The 21909-nt window shown below is 50.6% G+C and carries 16 protein-coding genes; 14 read left to right on the top strand and 2 right to left on the bottom strand.

What is annotated here, in order from left to right; genetic code table 11:
- Positions 1-15: 15 nt before the first annotated feature.
- A complete protein-coding gene (locus LI015_RS25595; RefSeq protein ID WP_002567293.1) occupies positions 16-1422 on the bottom strand; it encodes an amidophosphoribosyltransferase in 1407 nt (468 codons plus the stop codon).
- A 289-nt stretch (positions 1423-1711) separates the two neighbouring features.
- Here LI015_RS25595 and LI015_RS25600 point away from each other — a divergent pair, with 289 nt between their 5' ends.
- The 8 genes from LI015_RS25600 (at position 1712) to LI015_RS25635 (ending at position 13138) form a co-directional block, all read left to right on the top strand.
- Positions 1712-2773: a pectinesterase family protein gene (locus LI015_RS25600; RefSeq protein WP_118019355.1), complete on the top strand. Its 1062-nt coding sequence runs from the start codon at positions 1712-1714 to the stop codon at positions 2771-2773.
- Between the two features lie 23 nt (positions 2774-2796).
- A complete protein-coding gene (locus tag LI015_RS25605) occupies positions 2797-4434 on the top strand; it encodes a response regulator transcription factor (RefSeq protein WP_227126620.1) in 1638 nt (545 codons plus the stop codon).
- A 65-nt stretch (positions 4435-4499) separates the two neighbouring features.
- Positions 4500-6296, top strand: a complete 1797-nt coding sequence (locus tag LI015_RS25610) for a sensor histidine kinase (protein ID WP_002567296.1) — start codon at positions 4500-4502, stop codon at positions 6294-6296.
- Positions 6286-7257 (top strand): substrate-binding domain-containing protein, encoded by a 972-nt coding sequence (locus LI015_RS25615; protein ID WP_002567297.1) that lies wholly within the window; start codon positions 6286-6288, stop codon positions 7255-7257. Before LI015_RS25610 ends, LI015_RS25615 begins: the two co-directional genes overlap by 11 nt.
- 51 nt (positions 7258-7308) lie before the next feature.
- Positions 7309-8361 carry a galactose ABC transporter substrate-binding protein gene (locus tag LI015_RS25620; protein ID WP_330361502.1) on the top strand — a complete coding sequence of 351 codons (1053 nt, stop codon included), beginning with the start codon at positions 7309-7311 and terminating at the stop codon, positions 8359-8361.
- 158 nt (positions 8362-8519) lie between these two features.
- Complete coding sequence (locus LI015_RS25625; protein WP_002567299.1) at positions 8520-9860, top strand: substrate-binding domain-containing protein; 1341 nt, start codon at positions 8520-8522, stop codon at positions 9858-9860.
- A gap of 98 nt (positions 9861-9958) precedes the next feature.
- Positions 9959-11467, top strand: a complete 1509-nt coding sequence (locus tag LI015_RS25630) for a sugar ABC transporter ATP-binding protein (RefSeq protein WP_002567300.1) — start codon at positions 9959-9961, stop codon at positions 11465-11467.
- Between the two features lie 15 nt (positions 11468-11482).
- Positions 11483-13138: a galactose/methyl galactoside ABC transporter permease MglC gene (locus LI015_RS25635; protein WP_002567301.1), complete on the top strand. Its 1656-nt coding sequence runs from the start codon at positions 11483-11485 to the stop codon at positions 13136-13138.
- A gap of 693 nt (positions 13139-13831) precedes the next feature.
- Here the strand turns inward: LI015_RS25635 and LI015_RS25640 are convergent.
- Entirely contained in the window at positions 13832-14284 is a 453-nt protein-coding gene (locus LI015_RS25640; protein ID WP_002573449.1) for a CYTH domain-containing protein, read from the bottom strand.
- Between the two features lie 157 nt (positions 14285-14441).
- Between LI015_RS25640 and LI015_RS25645 the strand changes: the two genes are divergently transcribed.
- The 6 genes from LI015_RS25645 to yihA all read left to right on the top strand — a co-directional run bounded on the left by LI015_RS25645 (position 14442) and on the right by yihA (position 21697).
- Positions 14442-14996, top strand: a complete 555-nt coding sequence (locus LI015_RS25645) for a DJ-1 family glyoxalase III (protein ID WP_002567303.1) — start codon at positions 14442-14444, stop codon at positions 14994-14996.
- A gap of 181 nt (positions 14997-15177) precedes the next feature.
- A complete protein-coding gene (gene tig / locus LI015_RS25650; protein WP_002567304.1) occupies positions 15178-16464 on the top strand; it encodes a trigger factor in 1287 nt (428 codons plus the stop codon).
- A 184-nt stretch (positions 16465-16648) separates the two neighbouring features.
- A complete protein-coding gene (gene clpP, locus LI015_RS25655; protein ID WP_002567305.1) occupies positions 16649-17230 on the top strand; it encodes an ATP-dependent Clp endopeptidase proteolytic subunit ClpP in 582 nt (193 codons plus the stop codon).
- A 76-nt stretch (positions 17231-17306) separates the two neighbouring features.
- The gene (gene clpX, locus LI015_RS25660) at positions 17307-18626 is read left to right on the top strand and encodes an ATP-dependent Clp protease ATP-binding subunit ClpX (protein WP_002567306.1); all 1320 of its coding nucleotides are present in this window, start codon (positions 17307-17309) and stop codon (positions 18624-18626) included.
- Between the two features lie 150 nt (positions 18627-18776).
- Positions 18777-21086 carry an endopeptidase La gene (lon, locus tag LI015_RS25665; protein WP_002567307.1) on the top strand — a complete coding sequence of 770 codons (2310 nt, stop codon included), beginning with the start codon at positions 18777-18779 and terminating at the stop codon, positions 21084-21086.
- A 29-nt stretch (positions 21087-21115) separates the two neighbouring features.
- Positions 21116-21697, top strand: coding sequence for a ribosome biogenesis GTP-binding protein YihA/YsxC (gene yihA, locus LI015_RS25670; protein WP_002567308.1), 582 nt, complete (start codon positions 21116-21118; stop codon positions 21695-21697).
- Positions 21698-21909: the final 212 nt, after the last annotated feature.

The raw sequence follows: 21909 nt of genomic DNA on the forward strand, positions 1-21909 counted from the left end.
TACACACGCTCCGGTCTATTTCCGGCCGCTCCAGCAGTAGGTGCAGAGCTTGCAGGGGGAGATTCCGATGGACTTTACCAGGTCATCCAGCCTGTGGTAACGCAGGGTGGTGAATCCCAGGCGCTTGCGGATTTCCTCAATCATCTCCTTGTAATTGGCGCTGTCCGGGTCCGTGTAAGTGTTTAGCACATCCCGGGACACATTGTCGCCCTCTCTGTCCCGTATGATGCGTCTGGTAATCAGATCCAGCTCTGAGGTGGAACGGGAGAAGTTGAGGTAGGGGCATCCGAACATAAGAGGAGGGCAGGCCGGGCGTATATGCACTTCCTTTGCGCCGCTCTGGTACAGGAATTCCGTTGTCTCACCCAGCTGGGTGCCCCGCACGATAGAGTCGTCGATGAGCAGCAGCTTTTTGCCGCGGATCAGCGCGTCCACAGGAATCAGCTTCATGCGGGCGATCAGGTTTCTCTGGCCCTGGTTCTGGGGCATGAAGGAGCGCGGCCATGTGGGGGTGTACTTGATGAAGGGACGGGCAAACGGAATGCCGGATTCATTGGCATACCCGATGGCGTGGGCGATGCCTGAGTCGGGAATGCCCGCAACCACCTCGGGCTGCGCGTCATCCCTCTTTGCCAGCAGCTTTCCGCACTCGTAGCGCATGCTCTCCACATTGATTCCCTCGTAACTGGATGTAGGGTATCCGTAGTATACCCACAGGAAGGAGCATATCTTCATTTCTTCCCTGGGAGGGCTGACCGTCTCCACGCTTTCAGGCGTCATATATACGATCTCACCGGGCCCCAGTTCTTTGTAGTCCGTATATCCCAGATTGATGTAAGCAAAGCTTTCAAAGGAGGCGCAGTAGGCATCATCCTTGTGCCCGATGACAATGGGGGTCCTTCCGAATTTATCTCTGGACGCATAGATTCCTTCCGGAGTCAGCAGCAGGATGGACATGGATCCCTCTATTTTTTCCTGGGCATAAAGAAGCCCTTCCACCAAGGTGGATTTCTGGTTGATAAGGGCAGCCACCAGCTCCGTAGCATTGATACGCCCATGGCTCATTTCCATGAAATGGATATGGCCGTTTTCGTAGGCTGATGCCACCAGCTCCGCCTCGTTGTTGATTTTACCCACTGTGGTTATGGCAAAGCTGCCCAGATGGGACTGTATCAGAAGGGGCTGGGGTTCGTTGTCGGAAATACATCCGATTCCCAATGTTCCTTCCAGCTCGTCCAAATCCCCGTCAAACTTCGTACGGAAGGGGGTATTTTCTATATTGTGGATGGACCTCGTAAAGCCCTGGCTGCCGTATACGGCCATTCCGCCTCTCTTAGTCCCCAGATGGGAGTGGTAATCCACTCCGAAAAATAAGTCCAGGGTACAGCTGTTTTTTGATGCAACACCAAATATTCCGCCCATATGTCATACCTCTTTTATCTATGTGTTTGTTTTATGTTATCACAGTTGATTGCGGCTCTGTCTGCCGGTTACGGACTTATCATAACATATATTAGTAGTACAGGACAATATGATTGATATATTATTTATACTTATGAGAAACTATAAGCATGCCCGGAGGGGCCTTCCGGTGAATATTCACTTGCGCGCCGGGATGACAATTCCATGCATTTGAGGTATACTTGTGATAAAACTTGTGATGAATTTTCTGGAGCTTTCAGTTATGATCCGGAAATGAGGAGGCTTGCAAATGACAGAACCAGATGGACAGAATGAGCGGCAGAGGCAGCAGGCCGTCCGCCTGACCGTGGCAAAGGACGGCAGTGGTGACTATGATACGGTAGGCGCGGCCCTGGAGGCCCTGGGAGACAAAGAGGGACCTCCGGCCTGCATTTTCATAAAAGAGGGCGTGTACAGGGAACGGCTGGAAATTAGAAGGCCGGGAATCACATTGGAGGGCCAGTCAGCCGGCGGCACCGTCATTACCGGTGGACTGTCTGCCGGAATGACCATGGAGGACGGAAGTAAGCGGGGGACCTTTCGGACTTACAGCGTGCTGGTAGACACCCATGATTTTACAGCAAAGAACCTGACCATTGAAAACAGCGCCGGTCCGGGCGAAGCGGTAGGACAGGCGCTGGCCCTGTATGCGGACGGGGACCGGATTCTGCTTAAGGGATGCAGGCTGCTGGGAGGCCAGGACACACTCTTTACAGGTCCCCTTCCTCCGAAGGAGATACAAAAGAACGGATTCATCGGACCAAAACAGTTTTCGCCCAGAATAAACGGACGCCACTGCTACCAGGACTGCTTTATCCGCGGGGACATAGACTTTATATTTGGCAGTGCCACAGCTTATTTTGACAGGTGTGAGCTGTACTCTGCCGGCAGGGATACAGAGAAAAAAGGGTACGTGACCGCTGCGTCCACTCCCAAAGGACAGAAATACGGGTATGTGTTCCGAAACTGCCGGTTTACGGGAAACAGCTCCCGTGAAAGCGTCTACCTGGGCAGGCCCTGGAGAGATTACGCCAGGACGGTCCTCATTGACTGCTATCTGGGACCCCACATATGCCGTGAGGGGTGGCATGACTGGGATAAAAAGAATGCGCGTTCCACCCTGTTTTACGGGGAATACGGAAGCTATGGACCGGGGGCGGAGGAACAGGAGGCAGTGGAACAGGGGAAAAGGGACCATTGTACATCCAGACCGGACTGGGTTTTTATGCTTACCCGTGAACAGATACAGGATTACACCATGGAGCAGGTATTAGGCGGAACAGACGGGTGGAATCCCGGGGCATATATTTAAGTTAAGAAGGAAGGGATATACTTATGGATTTATACCGTATCATACTGGTGGACGACGAGGAAGAGGTCAGGCAGAGCATCATCAGGAAAATTGACTGGACGGGAGCCGGTTTCTGCGTGGTTGGGGATGCGGAAAACGGGGAGGAAGCCCTGGAGAAAGTGGAGGCACTGGAGCCGGACCTGATACTGACGGACATCAGGATGCCCTTTATGGACGGCCTTTCCCTGGCCGAACGGGTGAGGCAGAAATATCCTTCAGTTAAAATTGTGATTTTTTCAGGCTATGATGATTTTGATTATGCCAAGCAGGCTATCAAGCTGAATGTGACGGAGTACATCCTGAAGCCTGTGAATGTGGAGGAACTGACGGCCATCTTAAAACGTATCAAATCCAACCTGGACGATGAGATTGAGCAGAAAAGGAATGTGAGTCTGCTGCGTGAAAATTATATACGCAGCCTTCCTATTCTCAGGGACCAGTTTTTAAACGAGCTGGTGGGGAGCACTGTGCCCGGAAACGTACTTAAGGAAAAACTGGCTGAGTATGATATCCCGCTGGCAGGCGCCAAGAAATGGGTGGCCGCGGCCATTGACATAGAGCCGGAGGAGATCCGGGAGGGGAATATGCTGCCTCTCCACAAGGAGAGGGACCTGATTCCTATTTCTGTCATGCAGGTTGTGGAGGAAAAGCTGGGGAACTATTGCCGTTCTTCCGTATTCACTTCCTCCAGGACCTCCTGGTCTGAGCTGGCCCTTATTGCTGCCATTGACGAGGATAACAGCCAGACAGGACTGATAGATGTGCTGGGGGATATCTGCAAGGAAACAAAGAAGATTCTGGAGGTGCCCATCACTATCGGCATTGGCCACAGCTGCCAGGACCTGGGGGAGATCAGCGGCTCCTATAAGGCGGCTGTGGACGCCCTTGGCTATAAGGCCATTGTGGGAGCGGGAAGCACCATCTATATCAATGATGTGGAGCCTGTAAGCGGGGGAAAGCTCAGCTTTGACAGCAAGGACGAAGCAGAGCTTATTGCAGCCATTAAGTTCGGTCCCAGGGAGAAGATAGAGGAAGCAGTACAGGCAGTCATGGATAAAATGAGCGATGCAAAGGTGCATTTCAGGCAGTGCCAGGCATATATGCTCAGCGTGTCCAGCTCCATAGTCCAGCTGATTCAGCAGTATGACCTGGACCTGGAACAGCTGGCGGAGGAGGGGGAGGAGCAGGGGGATACCTTTGCCGTCATCCCAAGGATGATGAAAAAGGAGGACTTTGCCCACTGGCTTCTCTCAGCCGCCTTCAGGATGAACCAGGCCATGAACCGGGAGCGGGATAATACCATGAAGCAGGTCATCCAGAAGGCCAAGGAATATATTATGGACAATTACCAGGATCCGGATTTGTCTGTGGAGAAAATATGCCGCCAGCTGCACATGAGCCCGGCCTATTTTTCCACCATGTTCAAGAAGGAGACAGGACAGGCATATACCGCCTACCTGACCCAGGTCCGCCTGGACAAGGCGGTGGAGCTTCTTAACAAGACCGATGACAAGACCTATGTCATAGCGGCCAAGGTGGGATACCAGGAGCAGAATTATTTCAGCTATGTGTTCAAGAAACGTTTCGGGGTTTCGCCCACCAAGTTCAGAGGGGCAAAATAGATACAACAGGTCTGCCGCGCCGCTTTTGGCGGGAACAGGGCAGGCAGCGTAAAGGAGCAGGGGACATGTTGTTTGAGAAGCAGAGGATTAAGCTGCAGAAGGCCAGTATACGGTATATCATATTCATCTACTTTACACTGACGGCCCTGGCCGCAAGTATATTCATAGGCATTTCCCTGTATTCCAGGCTGTCGGGCCAGATGTCCGCCACCATCCGGGAGGAGAACCAGATACTGATTAATCAGATCACCAGGTCCATGGAGGATTACCTGCGGACCGTGATGAAGCTGTCTGATTCCCTGTACTACGGTGTCGTCAAGAACGCGGACCTGGCCAGCGGTTCCATCGGGAGCGAGATGACCCTTCTCTATGACAATAACAAGGACAATGTGGAGAATATAGCCCTTTTGTCCAAGGAGGGAAAGCTGCTGGAAGCCGTGCCTGCGGCCCGCCTTAAGACAAATGTGGATGTCACCGGTGAAAACTGGTTCACCTCCACCCTGGAGAAAACGGAAAATATGCATTTTTCCACGCCCCATGTCCAGTACATTTTTGACGGCAGCGAGAACCAGTACCGGTGGGTCATTTCCCTGTCAAGGGCAGTGGAGATCACCCGGGGACCTTCCACGGACCAGGGAGTCCTGCTGATTGACATACGCTACAGCAGCCTGGAGCAGCTCTTTGACGGGGTAAATCTGGGAAATGGAGGCTATGTCTATTTAATCAGCAGCAGCGGGGAAATCATATACCACCCCCAGGCCCAGCTTATTGACTCAGGAATTGTACGGGAAAACAACCTGGAGGTATCCGGACTCAGGGACGGCAATTACCGGCAGACCGTGGATGGGGAGGAACGGACCGTCACGGTTAAGACTGTGGGATATACAGGCTGGAAGGTGGTGGGGGTGACACCCCTTGACGGCGTGTCCCTCAACAATATAAAGACAAAGCTCCTGGTGATTTTCATGATTGCCTTTGTCCTTTTTATCATGACCATTATTAATTCCTATATCTCATCCAGGATAACAGACCCAATCAAGGAGCTGGAGAAATCTGTCAATGAAATTGAGGCAGGTAATCTGGAGACAGAGGTCAGGAGCGGCGGCTCCTACGAGATACAGCATCTTGGCAATTCCATACAGAACATGGCCCGGCAGATACGGCGGCTTATGGACGATATTGTGGCGGAGCATGAATCCAAGCGAAAGAGCGAGTTCGACACCCTCCAGGCGCAGATTAACCCCCATTTCCTGTATAACACTCTGGACATCATAGTGTGGATGATTGAAAATGAGAACCTGACTGACGCGGTGCGCGTCGTGACGGCTCTGGCCAGGTTTTTCCGCATCAGCCTCAGCAGGGGAAAGAGCATCATAACTGTCAGGGATGAGCTGGAGCATGTGCGAAACTACCTTATGATTCAGCACATGCGCTATAAAAATAAGTTTACTTATACCGTGGAGGCAGAGGATGAGGTCCTTGACCTGGCCAGTCTCAAGCTTGTCCTCCAGCCGCTGGTGGAAAATGCCATCTATCACGGCATGGAATTTATGGACGGGGACGGGGAAATCCGTATCCGGGCATGGCGGCAGGATAAGGATTTATTTATGAGTGTATCGGACAACGGCCTGGGGATGACCCGTGAGCAGGTGAAACGGCTCTTCGGGGATACGGATCACATGCCGTCGGGCAGGGGTTCCGGTATCGGAGTGAAGAATGTCCACCAACGTATCCGTCTGTATTTTGGCAATGACTACGGACTGGAAATCCAGTCGGAGCCGGATGAAGGGACAACGGTCACGGCCCATCTGCCGGCCATCCCCTACGAGGAAGTAAAGAAAGAGGGATCCTATGTTAAATAAAGGAAAAATACTCTGGTGCGTATGGGCCGGCATCCTGGTCCTGCTGTTTTTGATGTCCTCCACGGATCTGATAATCAAGGAAAAAAAGATTGAGGTATATCCGATCTCCGTCATAATAGAAGGGGACAACGACGACTACTATGTAAATTTCAAAAAGGGTATGGACCAGGCCGCAGTGGAGTTCCATGGGGATGTCAGCTTTATCACCCTCTATGCCTCTGATGACCAGGACCAGCAGATGGACCTGGTAAAAAGGGAAATCAGGGACGGGACCAGGGCGGTGATTCTGGCTCCGGTAAAGCCTGAGGAGGCGGTAAGGGGACTGGAGGATATGAACCCGGGCTGCCCCGTCATCCTTCTGGGCCAGTCTCCTGATGAGGGCGGGACTCTGGATACCATCGGTGTGGACGGCAGGAAGATTGGAAGGCTGCTGGGCGAAGCGGCGGCTTCCCAGGCACCCAGGGATGTACCGGTCTATCTCTTTTGCAGGGGACTGGACTATGGGGACAGCGCCCAGGTCTACGAGGGGGTCCGGACTGTGCTGGATGAGCGGGGATATCATTACCGGCTTATTGAGAGGAAAAACCAGGACACATACCACCAGGCCATACAGGAAACGGACTCTCCCGGAGGCGGCAGGATCACCATTATAGCACTGGATGTGCAGTCGCTGGACCAGGCCACCCGGATACTGGAGGAAAACACCATATACCAGGGCCGGGTGGCAGGGCTCTACGGCGCAGGAAGCACCACCTCCCTGCTCAGGGCTCTGGATAAGGGAATTGTCACAGGAATGACTGCATATAACCAGTTTGACGAGGGATATTTAAGCGTGAAGCAGGCAGTGGAAGCTATTCAGGGTACGCGCCAGAAGCAGCAGACCATGCTGGAGGCCATCTATGTGGATGAGGATAAGCTGAGGGATAAGACATACGAGAAAATGCTCTATCCCATTGAGTAAGTGAGAGGGGCCGGAAGTAAGAGGAAACAAGATAAGGAAAGGGGCATTGCGGTGAAAGGGAAGTGGATGTATCTATTGGCAGCCTGCATGGGGGCGGCTGTCCTTATAGGGGTGTGGCAGTACATGGGAAGGGAAGACGGGCGGAAGGCGGATAAGAACTCTGTCCGCATCGGGGTTCTGCTCTACCGGGGGGATGACACCTTCATCGGCACTCTGCGCACCGGCCTGGAGGACAAGGCAAAGGAATATGAACAGGAAACAGGGATCAAGGTAAAGCTGGATATCATGGACGCCAAGGGGAGTCAGAATACCCAGAACAGCCAGGTGGAGCGTCTCATTTCCCTGGGCTGCGATGCCCTGTGCATCAACAGCGTGGACCGTTCGTCGGCCTCCATCATCATTGACAAGGCCATGGACGCAGGAACTCCGGTGGTATTCTTTAACCGGGAACCGGTGGAGGAGGATATGAACCGCTGGGAAAAGCTGTACTACGTGGGAGCGGACGCCAAGGAATCCGCTGTGCTTCAGGGAGACATCCTGGTGGATGCCTATAATCAGGATACACGAACCCTGGATGCCAACGGCAACGGCCTGGTAAGTTATGTGCTTTTGGAAGGGGAGACCAGCCATCAGGACTCCCTGATACGCACGGAGTGGTCCATCCAGACCTTAAAGGACGGGGGCGTTCCACTGGAGAAGATTACAGGAGGAATTGCCAACTGGGACAGGAGCCAGGCATCAGCCCTGATGGAGCAGTGGCTGAAGGAGTATCCGGGACAGATTGAGCTGGTGGTCAGCAATAATGACGACATGGCCCTGGGAGCCATCGACGCTATGAACCGGGCCGGAATCGGGGCCAATTCCATTAAGGTGGTGGGTATCGACGGCACCCCGGTGGGCATAAAGGCTCTGGAGGAAGGGTATCTTTTCGGCACAGTGGAATCAGATAAGGAACGCTACTCCCAGGCCATATTTGACATTGCCTGGAGTCTGTCCCTGGGCCAGGACCCGAAGGACAGGGTGCCGCAGCTGGAGGGGAATTATTACTGGTGTCCTCAGCGGGCGCTGACCCAGACTGAGGCAAAATTGCTTAAAAACCAGTGATTCATATCAGAAACACCGATGAAAAGAGATAAAATCGAAGAAATTTTATAATCATTCTATAAAAATCATATGGAAAAATGCACAACCGGGTCGTATAATAAACTTGTTGTTAAGCAAAAACAACCAAAGTCAACAAAATTATAAGGGAGGAATTAAAAATGAAGAAAGCATTAAGTGTTGCTCTTGCGTGTTCCATGGCATTATCACTGGTTGCCTGCGGAGGCGGCAGCAAGCCAACAGAAGCACCAACCACAGCAGCTGCCGGGGATACCACAACCGAAGCAGCAGCAGACACAACCGCGGCAGACACAGCAGCTGCACCGGAAGCAGGCGCAGAGGTGGCAAACAAGGATAAGCCTTTAGTATGGTTTAACCGCCAGCCCTCCAGCAGTGCTACAGGACAGCTTGATATGACGGCCCTGAATTTTAATAAGGATACATATTATGTAGGTTTCGACGCAAATCAGGGCGCTGAGCTTCAGGGTACCATGGTTAAGGACTACATCGAGAAGAACATCGACTCAATTGACCGCAACGGCGATGGAATCATCGGCTACGTTCTGGCAATCGGAGACATCGGACATAACGACTCTATCGCACGTACAAGAGGCATCCGTAAGGCTCTCGGCACCGCAGTAGAGAAAGACGGCAATGTCAACAGCGATCCTGTTGGTACAAACGCAGACGGTACAGCAACTGTTGTACAGGACGGCTCCATCGAAGTTGGCGGAAAGACATATGTTGTCCGCGAGCTTGCTTCCCAGGAGATGAAGAACTCTGCAGGCGCTACATGGGATGCTGCCACAGCTGGTAATGCAATCGGCACATGGTCTTCCTCTTTCGGCGATCAGATTGATATTGTTGCATCCAATAACGACGGTATGGGCATGTCCATGTTCAACGCATGGTCCAAGGACAATAAGGTTCCTACATTTGGCTATGACGCAAACAGCGACGCAGTAGCAGCTATCGCTGAGGGCTACGGCGGCACTATCAGCCAGCATGCAGACGTACAGGCTTACCTGACACTCCGCGTACTGCGCAACGCACTGGACGGAGTTGATATTGATACAGGTATCGGCACAGCAGACGATGCAGGCAATGTCTTAAGTCCTGATGTATATGTTTACAAGGCAGATGAGCGTTCCTACTACGCACTGAACGTTGCTGTTACTGCTGAAAACTATACAGATTTCACGGATTCCACAATGGTATACGCACCTGTATCCAATCAGCTGGATGAGGCTACCCATGCTACAAAGAACGTATGGCTGAACATCTACAACTCAGCTGATAACTTCCTTGGCTCAACCTATCAGCCTCTGCTCCAGAAATACGATAAGCTTCTCAACCTCAAGGTTGACTATATCGGCGGCGACGGACAGACAGAGTCCAATATTACAAACCGTCTTGGAAATCCAAGCCAGTATGACGCATTTGCCATCAACATGGTTAAGACAGACAATGCAGCTTCATACACATCTCTGCTTGAGCAGTAATATTCATTGAAATAAAGATGTACTGTTATTAGGGAGAAGAAATTCTCCCTAATATTAAATATTGAAACCTATCAATCTACATATACAGGAGTAAAATAATGGCAGATAAGAAAGATGATATCGTCTTATCAATACGCGGTATGAGCAAGTCCTTCGGCCGAAACAGAGTTCTGGACCATATCAACCTGGATGTGAAGCGCGGAACCGTTATGGGGCTTATGGGTGAGAACGGAGCTGGTAAGTCAACCATGATGAAGTGCCTTTTCGGCACCTACCAGAAAGACGAGGGAAATATCTTCCTGAATGGCAAGGAAGTAAGCTTTTCCGGACCAAAGGATGCTCTTGAAAACGGCATTGCAATGGTTCACCAGGAATTGAATCAGTGTCTGGAACGGAATGTAATTGATAATTTATTCCTTGGACGTTATCCGGTCAATTCCATGGGTGTAATTGATGAAGGCAGGATGAAAAAGGAAGCCGCCGAGCTCTTTAGAAAATTGGGAATGACTGTTAACCTCACCCAGCCCATGGGCCGCATGTCCGTATCACAGAGGCAGATGTGTGAAATCGCCAAGGCCATCTCCTACAATTCAAGGGTGATTGTTCTGGATGAGCCCACATCCTCCCTGACCGTGCAGGAGGTTAACAAGCTCTTCGAGATGATGAGGATGTTAAAGGAGCAGGGAATTGCCCTGATTTATATTTCCCACAAGATGGATGAGATTTTTGAAATCTGCGACGAGATATCCGTGCTTCGGGACGGCAACCTGGTCATGACAAAGAGCACCAAGGATGCAAACATGAATGAGCTGATTGCGGCAATGGTCGGCCGTTCCCTTGATAACCGGTTCCCGCCTGTTGACAATACCCCAGGTGATGTGATTCTGTCCATCCAGAATCTGTCTACAAAGTTTGAGCCTCATTTGCAGGATGTTTCATTTGACGTAAAAGAAGGAGAGATATTCGGACTGTACGGTCTGGTAGGGGCAGGGCGCACGGAACTTCTGGAAACAATCTTTGGTGTCCGCACCAGAGCCGCAGGACGCGTTTATTTTAATAACCGCCTTATGAATTTCAGCAGCGCGAAGGAGGCCATGGAGCATGGCTTTGCCATGATTACCGAGGAACGGAAGGCAAATGGCCTGTTTTTAAAAGGAGACCTTACCTTCAATACCACCATAGCCAATCTGCAGCAGTATATGTCGGGTATAGCGCTTTCCGATGCAAAGATGATAAAGGCTACGTCAAAGGAAATCAAAATCATGCATACCAAGTGCATGGGCCCCGATGATATGATTTCCAGCCTTTCCGGCGGCAATCAGCAGAAGGTCATATTCGGAAAGTGGCTGGAGCGCAGTCCGCAGGTGTTTATGATGGACGAACCCACAAGAGGAATCGACGTGGGTGCAAAGTATGAAATATATGAGCTTATCATCAATATGGCGAAGCAGGGGAAGACAATCATTGTTGTTTCTTCTGAGATGCCGGAGATTCTCGGAATTACAAACCGTATTGGTGTTATGTCAAATGGACGTCTTTCTGGAATTGTTAATACAAAAGAGACAAATCAGGAAGAACTTTTAAGGCTCAGTGCAAAATACCTATAAGGGGGATTCATGGATATGGCGAAAGGAAACAATGAGACTCTTACGGCTGAACAGGAAATGCAGCTGCGCCAGCCAATTGAGGATTATGTTGGCGAAATTCAGAAGAAAATCGACAGTCTCAGAGCGGACGGCACAAACAGAGTAGTCGCTCTGCAAAATAATATTGATGCAACAAAGAGAGACCGTTCCCTTACAAAGGAAGAAAGGGAAAACAGAATTGCGGCTAACAGCGCGGAGATGGAGAAAGCAAAGGCTGTTGAGGCAAAGAACAAAGACGAGATTGCAAAATTAATCTCCGAAGCGGAGAGTTATCTCAAGGAACATTTTGATAAGGATTATTATTTGCCGTTAAAGGAAAGCTGTGAGCGGGAAAAAGCGCTTGCAAAGGAAAAATATGGCATTAAAGTTGCGGAACTGAACAAAGAACATGAAAATACCCTCTCAAAGCTTACGGACCATCAGGAGATAAAGGACGAGAAGTATGTTCATAAGAACCGCCTGTTTGACGCAAAGATGGACCTGGACAAGGAGCTTCAGCGGATCAAAGACAGAAGGCATGCGGCATTTGTCTGGCAGTATCACCTGATTGATATGCTCCGCCTGTCTAAATTCACCTTCATGGAGACCAGAGCGCAAAAATGGGAGAACTATAAATATACATTCAACCGCAGAACATTCTTACTGCAGAATGGTCTGTATATCGCTATTATCCTGATTTTCATTGGACTGTGTATCGCTGCTCCGGTGATGAAGAATGTTAAACTGCTTACCTATAATAACATTTTAAATATCCTGCAGCAGGCTTCTCCCAGAATGTTCCTGGCCCTGGGCGTTGCGGGTCTTATCCTCCTGACCGGCACGGACCTTTCTATCGGGCGTATGGTTGGTATGGGTATGACCACTGCGACCATCATCATGCATCAGGGCATTAACACAGGTGCTGTGTTCGGACACGTGTTTGACTTTACAGGCATGCCCATAGGATTAAGAGTGGTATTTGCCCTTGTAATGTGTATTATCTTATGTACGTGCTTTACGGCTATCGGCGGTTTCTTTACCGCTAAGTTCAAGATGCATCCGTTCATATCAACCATGGCCAACATGCTGGTCATTTTCGGACTTGTCACATATGCCACAAAGGGCGTATCCTTTGGTGCCATTGAACCGGCTATTCCAAAGATGATTATTCCAAAAATAAACGGGTTCCCAACCATTATCCTGTGGGCAGTGGCTGCCATCGTAATCGTTTGGTTTATCTGGAACAAGACCACCTTCGGCAAGAATTTATACGCAGTAGGCGGCAACCCGGAAGCAGCAGCTGTTTCAGGTATCTCCGTATTCGGAGTAACCATGGGAGCATTCATTCTGGCAGGTATCCTTTACGGATTCGGTTCCTGGCTGGAATGCGCAAGAATGGTAGGTTCCGGCTCCGCCGCTTACGGCCAGGGCTGGGAGATGGACGCAATTGCAGCCTGTGTGGTTGGCGGCGTATCCTTTACCGGCGGTATCGGTAAGATTTCCGGCGTAGTAGTCGGCGTACTTATCTTCACCGTGCTCATCTACTCCCTTACCATTCTCGGTATCGACACAAACCTACAGTTCGTGTTTGAAGGCATCATCATTATAACGGCTGTAACACTTGACTGCTTGAAGTATGTTCAGAAGAAGTAGTAAGGAAGGTTAGGTGTTTCCGTCCGTGATTGAAATAAGGCCGGGGGCTGTGGATACGGCTTCGGGACTAGTAGTTCTAGGACGCTGAAAATCGGCTAAATACAAGAGGCTGGCTGCCAAAACTCGCGGCCAAGCCTCTTTCTATATTTAATACTGAGCTCAGACAGTTGTCAGCCAGCCTCTTAACGCCGCTTTCCACCGTCCAAGAACTACACGCCCCTGCAGATGCATCCACATCCCCCAGCCTTATTTCAATCACCCACTACGCACCTCCCTGCGCCAAAAAAGAGTGATGCGCCAGCCAGACTATCGTTTTTTGTCAGATATAATACCTGGCATATAAAATGATGGAAGAATTTTCACCTGGCATTTTTCGTTTTATCTGCGCCATGGATGTAAGTGATGCAGAGGCACCGGGTACGTAGTGGGTGAGGGAAAGGGAGAGGGGGGCGTGGGATGCATCTACAGGGGCGTGTAGGGGTTAGGCTGCGGGAACCGGCGTTAAGAGGCTGACTGACAACTGTCTGAGCCCGATATCTGGATACAGAAAGAGACTGACTGCGAGTTTTGGCAGTCAGTTTCTTGCATTTAGCCGGTTTCCGGAGGCTTAGCCCTGCTAGCCCCGCAGCCGTATCCCACTCCCCATCTCCCTTTCCCTCACGGACGGATGAACCTTCCCTTCCTCCGCATCCCTTACTTCCCACAAGCTAACCTGCTATTTTGATACTCCCTTGTAAACGTAACATCCCTCCCAAACCACTCCGGGGCCTGGAAGGCCATAGCTTCTTCTTCGGAGGTGAATTCCACCTCGGCCAGGAGGAGGCCGGCGTAGCGGCCTTCAAAGACGTCCAGTTCAATGGTCAGATGGTCTGAGCCATCCAGCGGGATGAGATAGCGCTTTTTGGTGAGTACCACGCCGTCGGCCTTGGGGAGCAGGTGGGCGTAGGCCTCCCGGGTCAGGGGGAGGTTGTATTCCTCCCTGGACAGGAGTCCCTTGCCCTTGTAGGTGAGATAGAAGCTGTCATCCTCCTGACGGATGCGGACCACCGGTTCCGTGCAGAGATAGGCCTGTTCAATCTGGTGGAAGGGATGGGCGTCATAGCCCTCCGGAAGACAGGGGACCAGGAATTTACGTTCGATTTCCATATGGGAAAACCTCCTTGCTGTGATTGTCGATTAGTGGATTTTACTAAGTATTTTTATTTTTTCCATTTTACAATCATATCATTTAACTCTTTTCCTGAAAAGTGATAAATGATAAAATAAAATTACTATGTGATAAATGGCGGAAAGGGAGATTATCATGGCAAAGGTTTATGCATTTCTTGCGGATGGACTGGAAGAGGTTGAATGTCTTGCGGTTGTGGACGTGCTCCGGCGTTCCGGTGTGGAGGTGACACTGGTGTCTGTTACAGGAGACAGGAAAGTAACTGGTTCTCATGGAATTGAGTTGGGGACCGACGCCCTGTTTGAGGATGTGAACCCGGATGTGGCAGATGTGCTGTTTTTGCCCGGAGGAATGCCGGGAACTAACAATCTGAAAGCACATATGGGTCTGAGGGCGGCTGTGGAGTGTGCCAACAAGCAGGGCAGAAGGATTGCGGCCATCTGCGCGGCGCCAAGCATCCTGGGGAGTATGGGGCTCTTAAAGGGCAGGACGGCTACCTGCTATCCGGGATTTGAGGACCAGCTCACAGGTGTGTCCTACACCAGCCAGGGTGTTGTGACGGATGGCAACATCACCACCGGCAGGGGCCTGGGATTTGCCCTTGACATGGGACTGGAACTGATTCGCCTGCTTCAGGGTCCCCAGCAGGCCCAGAAGATTGCAGCGGCAATCCAGTATAACTGGAAATAGTATCCGGATGAGAAAAACTCCTGTTCTGTTCTATATCATATGGATGTGGGATGGAATGGAAGTTTTTTTTGTAAAAAACGCTGGTGTTTTTAAAATGAGCATGCTATAATGGTACATTGAAGTGTAGCGCCCTCATGGATTATGGGCGAACCACATATATTTTAAGGAGGAACCCGTAAAAATGAGTGTACAAGTAGAAAAATTAGAAAAAAACATGGCCAAACTGACAATAGAGTTAAGCGCAGAGCAGTTTGAGGATGCTATGAAAAAAGCCTTCAATAAGAGCAAGAACAAGTTTAATATTCCAGGCTTCCGTAAGGGCAAAGCACCTCGCGCCATGATTGAAAAGATGTATGGCGAAGGCATCTTTTATGAGGAGGCTGCTGATGAGGCCATCAACGCAACCTGCATGGAGGCAATGAATGAAAGCGGACTGGAGATCGTTTCCAGACCGGAAGTTGCCGTAGAGCAGATTGGCAAGGACAAGCCGTTCATCTATACCGCAACTGTAGCCGTAAGGCCGGAAGTGACCCTGGGCGAGTACAAGGGCATTGAGGTAGAGAAGGTGGATGCAGCTGTGAAGCCTGAGGATGTGGAAGCAGAGCTCAAGAAGGTTCAGGAGCAGAACGCAAGACTTCTGACCGTAGAGGACAGACCGGTTGCTGACGGCGACCAGACAGTCATCGACTTCGAGGGATTTGTTGACGGCAAGACATTTGACGGCGGCAAGGCAGCTGATTACCCATTGACCATTGGCTCCCATTCCTTCATTGATACATTTGAGGAGCAGCTGGTTGGCAAGAACATCGGCGAAGAGTGCGAGATTAACGTAACCTTCCCGGAGGAGTACCATGCGGCTGAACTGGCTGGAAAGCCAGCAACCTTTAAGGTGACTGTAAAGGAAATCAAGGTAAAGGAACTTCCGGAACTGGATGATGAGTTTGCAGGAGAAGTTTCTGAATTTGACACGCTGGATGAATACAAGAAGGATATTGAGGCAAAGATTCTTGAGAGAAAGCAGAAAGAAGCTGCTTCCGAAAACGAGAACCGTGTGGTTGACAAGGTAGTGGCAGGCGCTTCCATGGAGATTCCTGACAGGATGGTGGAAGGCCAGATTGACAACATGGTTCAGGATACAGCCCGCCGTATGGAGAGCCAGGGTCTGAACATGGATCTGTACATGAAGTATACAGGCATGACCATGGAGCAGATGAGAGAGCAGATGAAGCCACAGGCCTTAAAGAGAATCCAGACCAGACTGGTGCTTGAGGAAGTTGTAAAGGCTGAGAACCTGCAGGTTTCCGACGAAAGACTGGATGAGGAGATTGCCAAGATGGCGGCCGCTTACCAGATGGAGGCTGACAAGTTAAAGGGTTATATGTCAGACCGTGATAAGGACCAGATGAAGGAAGATATTGCTGTTCAGGAAGCGGTTGATTTCCTGGTAGCAGAAGCAAAACTGGTATAATTCACATATGATACGGGGGGTTCACAGCGCTTATTTACCTGGCTTTGAATCTCCCTGGTTTCTTATAAGTGAACTGGTCACCGCACCGGACTTGTGAAATACCTGGCCGGGAGACGGTGGCATGTATCGCACGTAAGTGTCTGAAAAACAGACGTTTAGTGCTCATAACTAGGAGGATGGTTATATGAGTTTAGTACCTTATGTCATTGAGCAGACCAGCCGCGGCGAGCGTTCTTATGACATTTATTCAAGATTACTGAAGGAGAGGATCATATTCCTGGGCGAGGAAGTAAACGATGTGTCCGCAAGCCTTGTGGTGGCACAGCTCTTATTCCTGGAGTCAGAGGACCCAGGCAAGGATATCCATTTGTATATCAACAGCCCGGGCGGTTCTGTATCTGCGGGATTTGCTATCTATGATACCATGAACTATATTAAATGCGATGTATCTACCATCTGTATCGGCATGGCGGCCAGCATGGGCGCGTTCCTTCTTTCCGGAGGGGCCAAGGGCAAGCGTTTCGCGCTGCCTAATGCTGAAATCATGATTCATCAGCCTTCCGGCGGGGCCAAGGGCCAGGCCACAGAGATTAAAATTGTGGCTGAAAATATCTTAAAGACAAGAAAGAAATTAAACGAAATCCTGGCAGCAAACACAGGAAAGCCCCTGGAAGTAATTGAGCGCGATACAGAGCGTGACAATTATATGTCTGCACTGGAGGCCAAGGAATACGGCCTTATTGATGAAATCATTGCACATCATTAGTGCTGCAGTACAGCGCTGAGACATCAGGCCGGTAACGTAAAAAAGCAAGTAAAGGATATGAAAGGTTAGGTATCGTATGCCAATGAGACCAGATGACACGATTCGGTGCTCCTTCTGCGGAAGGACACAGGATCAGGTACGGAAGATGATTGCCGGAGCTGGCAACAACAATGTGTATATCTGTGACGAGTGCATAGAATTGTGCTCTGAGATTCTGGAAGAGGAGCTGGAAGGCCAGGATGAAGGGGAGAGCCCTGCGCTGGCCGATATACGTCTCCTGAAGCCAAAGGAAATCAAAGCATTTTTAGACGAATATGTCATCGGACAGGATGACGCCAAGAAGGTGTTGTCCGTTGCGGTTTATAATCACTACAAGAGGGTGACGGCATGCCAGAACATGGATGTGGATGTGCAGAAGAGCAACATCCTTATGGTGGGGCCCACAGGCTCAGGTAAGACCTATCTGGCCCAGACCCTGGCTAAGATTCTCAATGTTCCCTTTGCCATTGCAGACGCCACTGCACTGACAGAGGCAGGATATGTGGGCGAGGATGTGGAGAACATTCTGTTAAAGCTTATCCAGGCTGCTGATTATGACATCTCCCGTGCCGAATACGGCATTATATATATTGACGAGATTGATAAGATTACCAAGAAGTCCGAAAATGTATCCATCACCAGGGATGTTTCAGGCGAAGGCGTCCAGCAGGCGCTGCTTAAGATTCTGGAGGGTACAGTTGCCAGCGTTCCGCCTCAGGGCGGCAGGAAGCATCCGCACCAGGAGCTTCTTCAGATTGATACCACCAACATCCTGTTTATCTGCGGCGGTGCCTTTGATGGCCTGGAGAAGATTGTGGAGCAGCGTCTGAGCGCCGGTTCCATTGGTTTCAACGCCGAGGTGGCAAATAAGAACGATCTGAACATAGATGAGCTGCTCAAGAAGGTGGAGCCTAAGGATCTGACCAAATTCGGACTGATTCCCGAGTTCATAGGCCGCGTGCCGGTGATGGTTTCACTGGAACAGCTTACAAAGGATGCCATGGTGCGTATCCTGTCAGAGCCGAAAAATGCCCTGATGAGACAGTACCAGAAGCTGTTTGAGCTGGACAATGTAAAGCTGGAATTCACCCAGGAGGCTCTGGAGGAGATTGCACAGCTGGCAGTAGACCGCAAGATTGGCGCCAGAGGACTGCGCTCTATCCTTGAATCAGTGATGATGGACCTTATGTATGAGATTCCGTCCGACGATTCTATCGGAATCTGTACCATTACCAGAGACGTAGTGAAAAAGGCAGGACAGCCGGAATTAGTATACCGCGATATGCCTCCTGCATCTGCCCGGAAGCCGTTGTCAGAACGGCTCAGAGGGGACAGTAAGACAGGAGAAATTGCGTAGGCTGTCATGCTCCTGTGACAATTTAGAAGAGAGAAAGGGCCGCTGCAAATCAGATATGACCCGGACCAGAAGGCCTGTTTTCCGGCCGGTCCGGCACCTGCATTGCAGCGGCTTTTCAAATGGTTAAGATACAAGAGGTGAAGATTGAGAATGGGAGAACAAGTGATTACGATGCCCGTGGTGGCTCTCAGGGGTCTGACCATACTTCCGGGTATGGTATTGCATTTTGATATAAACAGGCCGAAATCGGTGGCAGCCGTAGAGCGGGCTATGGTGGGAGACCAGAAACTGTTTCTTGTGGCCCAGAGACATCCTGAAATTGTGGAGCCTGAGCAGGGGGATTTGTTCCAGGTAGGTACTGTGGCAGTGGTGAAGCAGCTGGTGAAACTGCCGGGCAAGGTGGTACGTGTGCTGGTGGAAGGACTGGAACGCGCTGAGCTTTTATGCCTGGAAGCTGAGGAACCGGCTATGATGGGCGAGATTGCCGCCATAGAAGCGGAGGAGGATGATCTGGACAGCCTGACTCAGGAAGCCATGCTGCGTATCCTGAAGGATAAACTGGAAGAATATGGGAGAGTTAATCCGAAGATTACAAAAGAAATTCTGCCTAATCTGATGATTATTACAGATTTAAATGAGATGCTGGACCAGATCGCCATTCAGCTGCCATGGGACTATACCATCCGCCAGACCGTGCTGGAGAACAGTTCTCTGTCAGCCAGGTATGAGGTAGTGATGCATACGCTGCTGACCGAGATGGAGATATACAGAATTAAGAAGGAATTTCAGGAAAAGGTAAAGGCCGATATCGACCAGAACCAGAAGGAATATATTCTCAGGGAGCAGATGAAGGTCATCCGCCAGGAATTGGGAGAGGACGCTGTGTCGGACGCAGACGAATATCAGAAAAAGCTGGATACTCTGAAGGCCGACAAGGAAGTAAAGGAAAAGCTCCACAAAGAAATAGAGCGTTTCCGCAACATGCCGGCCGGAAGCCAGGAGGCCAATGTGCTGCGCACCTATGTGGAAACCCTGCTGGACCTGCCCTGGAAGAAGATGTCCAAGGACAATGACGACATCAAACATGCCGAGAGGATACTCAACGAGGATCACTACGGGCTGGAGCAGGTAAAGGAGAGGATCCTGGAATACCTGGCTGTCCGCGCCCTGACGAAGAAGGGCACCAGCCCTATCATCTGTCTGGTGGGACCTCCAGGAACCGGCAAAACATCCATTGCCAGGTCCGTGGCCAGGGCTTTGAATAAGAAATACGTGCGCATCAGCCTGGGAGGTGTCCGGGACGAGGCGGAAATCAGAGGCCACAGGAAAACCTACGTGGGCGCCATGCCGGGCCGTATCGTGGAAGGCATGCGTCAGGCCAGTGTGAGCAATCCCCTGATGCTTCTGGACGAGATTGACAAGGTCAGCAGCGACTATAAGGGCGATACCTCCTCCGCGCTTTTGGAGGTGCTGGACGGGGAACAGAATGTAAAATTCAGGGACCACTATGTGGAACTGCCCATTGACCTGTCCCAGGTCCTGTTTATTGCAACGGCCAACACCACCCAGACCATACCGGGGCCTTTACTGGACCGCATGGAGCTGATTGAGGTCAACAGCTATACGGAAAATGAAAAGTTTCACATAGCCAGAGACTACCTGGTGACAAAGCAGATGGAGCGCAACGGCCTTAAGGAGGGACAGATTACATTTTCCGATAAGAGCCTTGAAAAAATAATACACAACTATACCAGGGAAGCTGGCGTCAGGAATCTGGAGCGCCGCATCGGGGATGTATGCCGCAAGGCTGCCAGACAGTTCCTGGAGGATAAGAAGAAGTCCATCAAGATTACGGAGAGTAATCTGGAGAAATACCTGGGCAAGGAAAAGGTGACCTTTGAGAATGCCAATGAGGAAGATGAAATCGGCATTGTGCGCGGCCTGGCCTGGACCAGTGTGGGAGGGGATACCCTTCAGATAGAAGTCAATGTAATGCCTGGCAAGGGAAGTCTCCTGATGACCGGGCAGCTGGGGGACGTGATGAAGGAATCAGCCCAGACAGCCCTGACCTATGTTCGGTCCGTGTGCCCGGAGTACGGGATTGACGACGATTATTTTGAGAAGCACGACCTCCACATCCATATCCCGGAGGGAGCTGTGCCGAAGGACGGACCTTCTGCTGGAATCACCATGGCCACAGCCATGCTGTCCGCGGTGACAGGTAAAAGTGTCCAGGCCAAGGTGGCTATGACCGGGGAGATAACCCTGCGTGGACGGGTCCTGCCCATCGGAGGACTGAAAGAAAAGATACTGGCAGCCAAGATGGCCCATATAGAGAAGGTGCTGGTACCTGACAAGAACCGTCCGGATATGGCGGAGCTGTCCAAAGAAATCACCAGGGGACTGGACATTGTGTATGTAAAGGCCATGGAGGATGTGGTTTCGGAGGCCTTTGTTTAGATCGCGGATAGGAATTAGGAGAAACAGATATGATAATAAGAGACGTGAATCTGGAGACAGTATGCGGCGTGACCAGCAAGCTGCCGGAGAATACACTGCCGGAGTTTGCATTTGCGGGCAAGTCCAATGTGGGAAAATCATCCCTCATCAATGCGCTGATGAACCGCAAAGCCTATGCAAGAACCTCCTCGCAGCCGGGCAAAACCCAGACCATCAATTTTTACAACATCAACGGAGCATTGTATTACGTGGACCTGCCGGGGTACGGCTATGCCAAGATAGCGGTTGCGGTCAAGGAAAAATGGGGCAAGATGATAGAGCGGTATCTCAGGAATTCACAGATGCTCAAAATGGTGTTCCTGCTCATTGATATCCGCCATGAACCCTCGGCCAACGACAAGCTGATGTATGAATGGATTATCTTTAACGGATACCACCCTGTCATCATTGCCACCAAGCTGGACAAGATTAACCGCAGTCAGGTGCAGAAGCACGTAAAGATGGTGCGGGAAGGCCTTGGCATGGAAAAGGACGGTATCATTATTCCTTTCTCGGCAGAGACAAAGCAGGGCAGGGATGAGATATGGGACCTGATTGAGGGCAGCCTGTAGTCTGTTTGTATTCCTGTTAAAAAGCGGATTTCATAAAGTGAAGAAAGGCCTGGTTTCCTGACAGACGGGTATTGCCCGCAGGAAATCAGGCCTTTTTGCTACCGGTAATTCTCCTTTACCAGCTCAATAAAAGGCTCTTTGTCAATAGTTGGGGTGTGATTTGTTAAAATCCCGCCCCAATTCTATGAAAAGGGCCCTTTTTATGTTTAGTT

It is taken from the genome of Enterocloster sp. 210928-DFI.2.20 (assembly GCF_020554465.1).
GTDB classification, from domain to species: domain Bacteria; phylum Bacillota; class Clostridia; order Lachnospirales; family Lachnospiraceae; genus Enterocloster; species Enterocloster bolteae.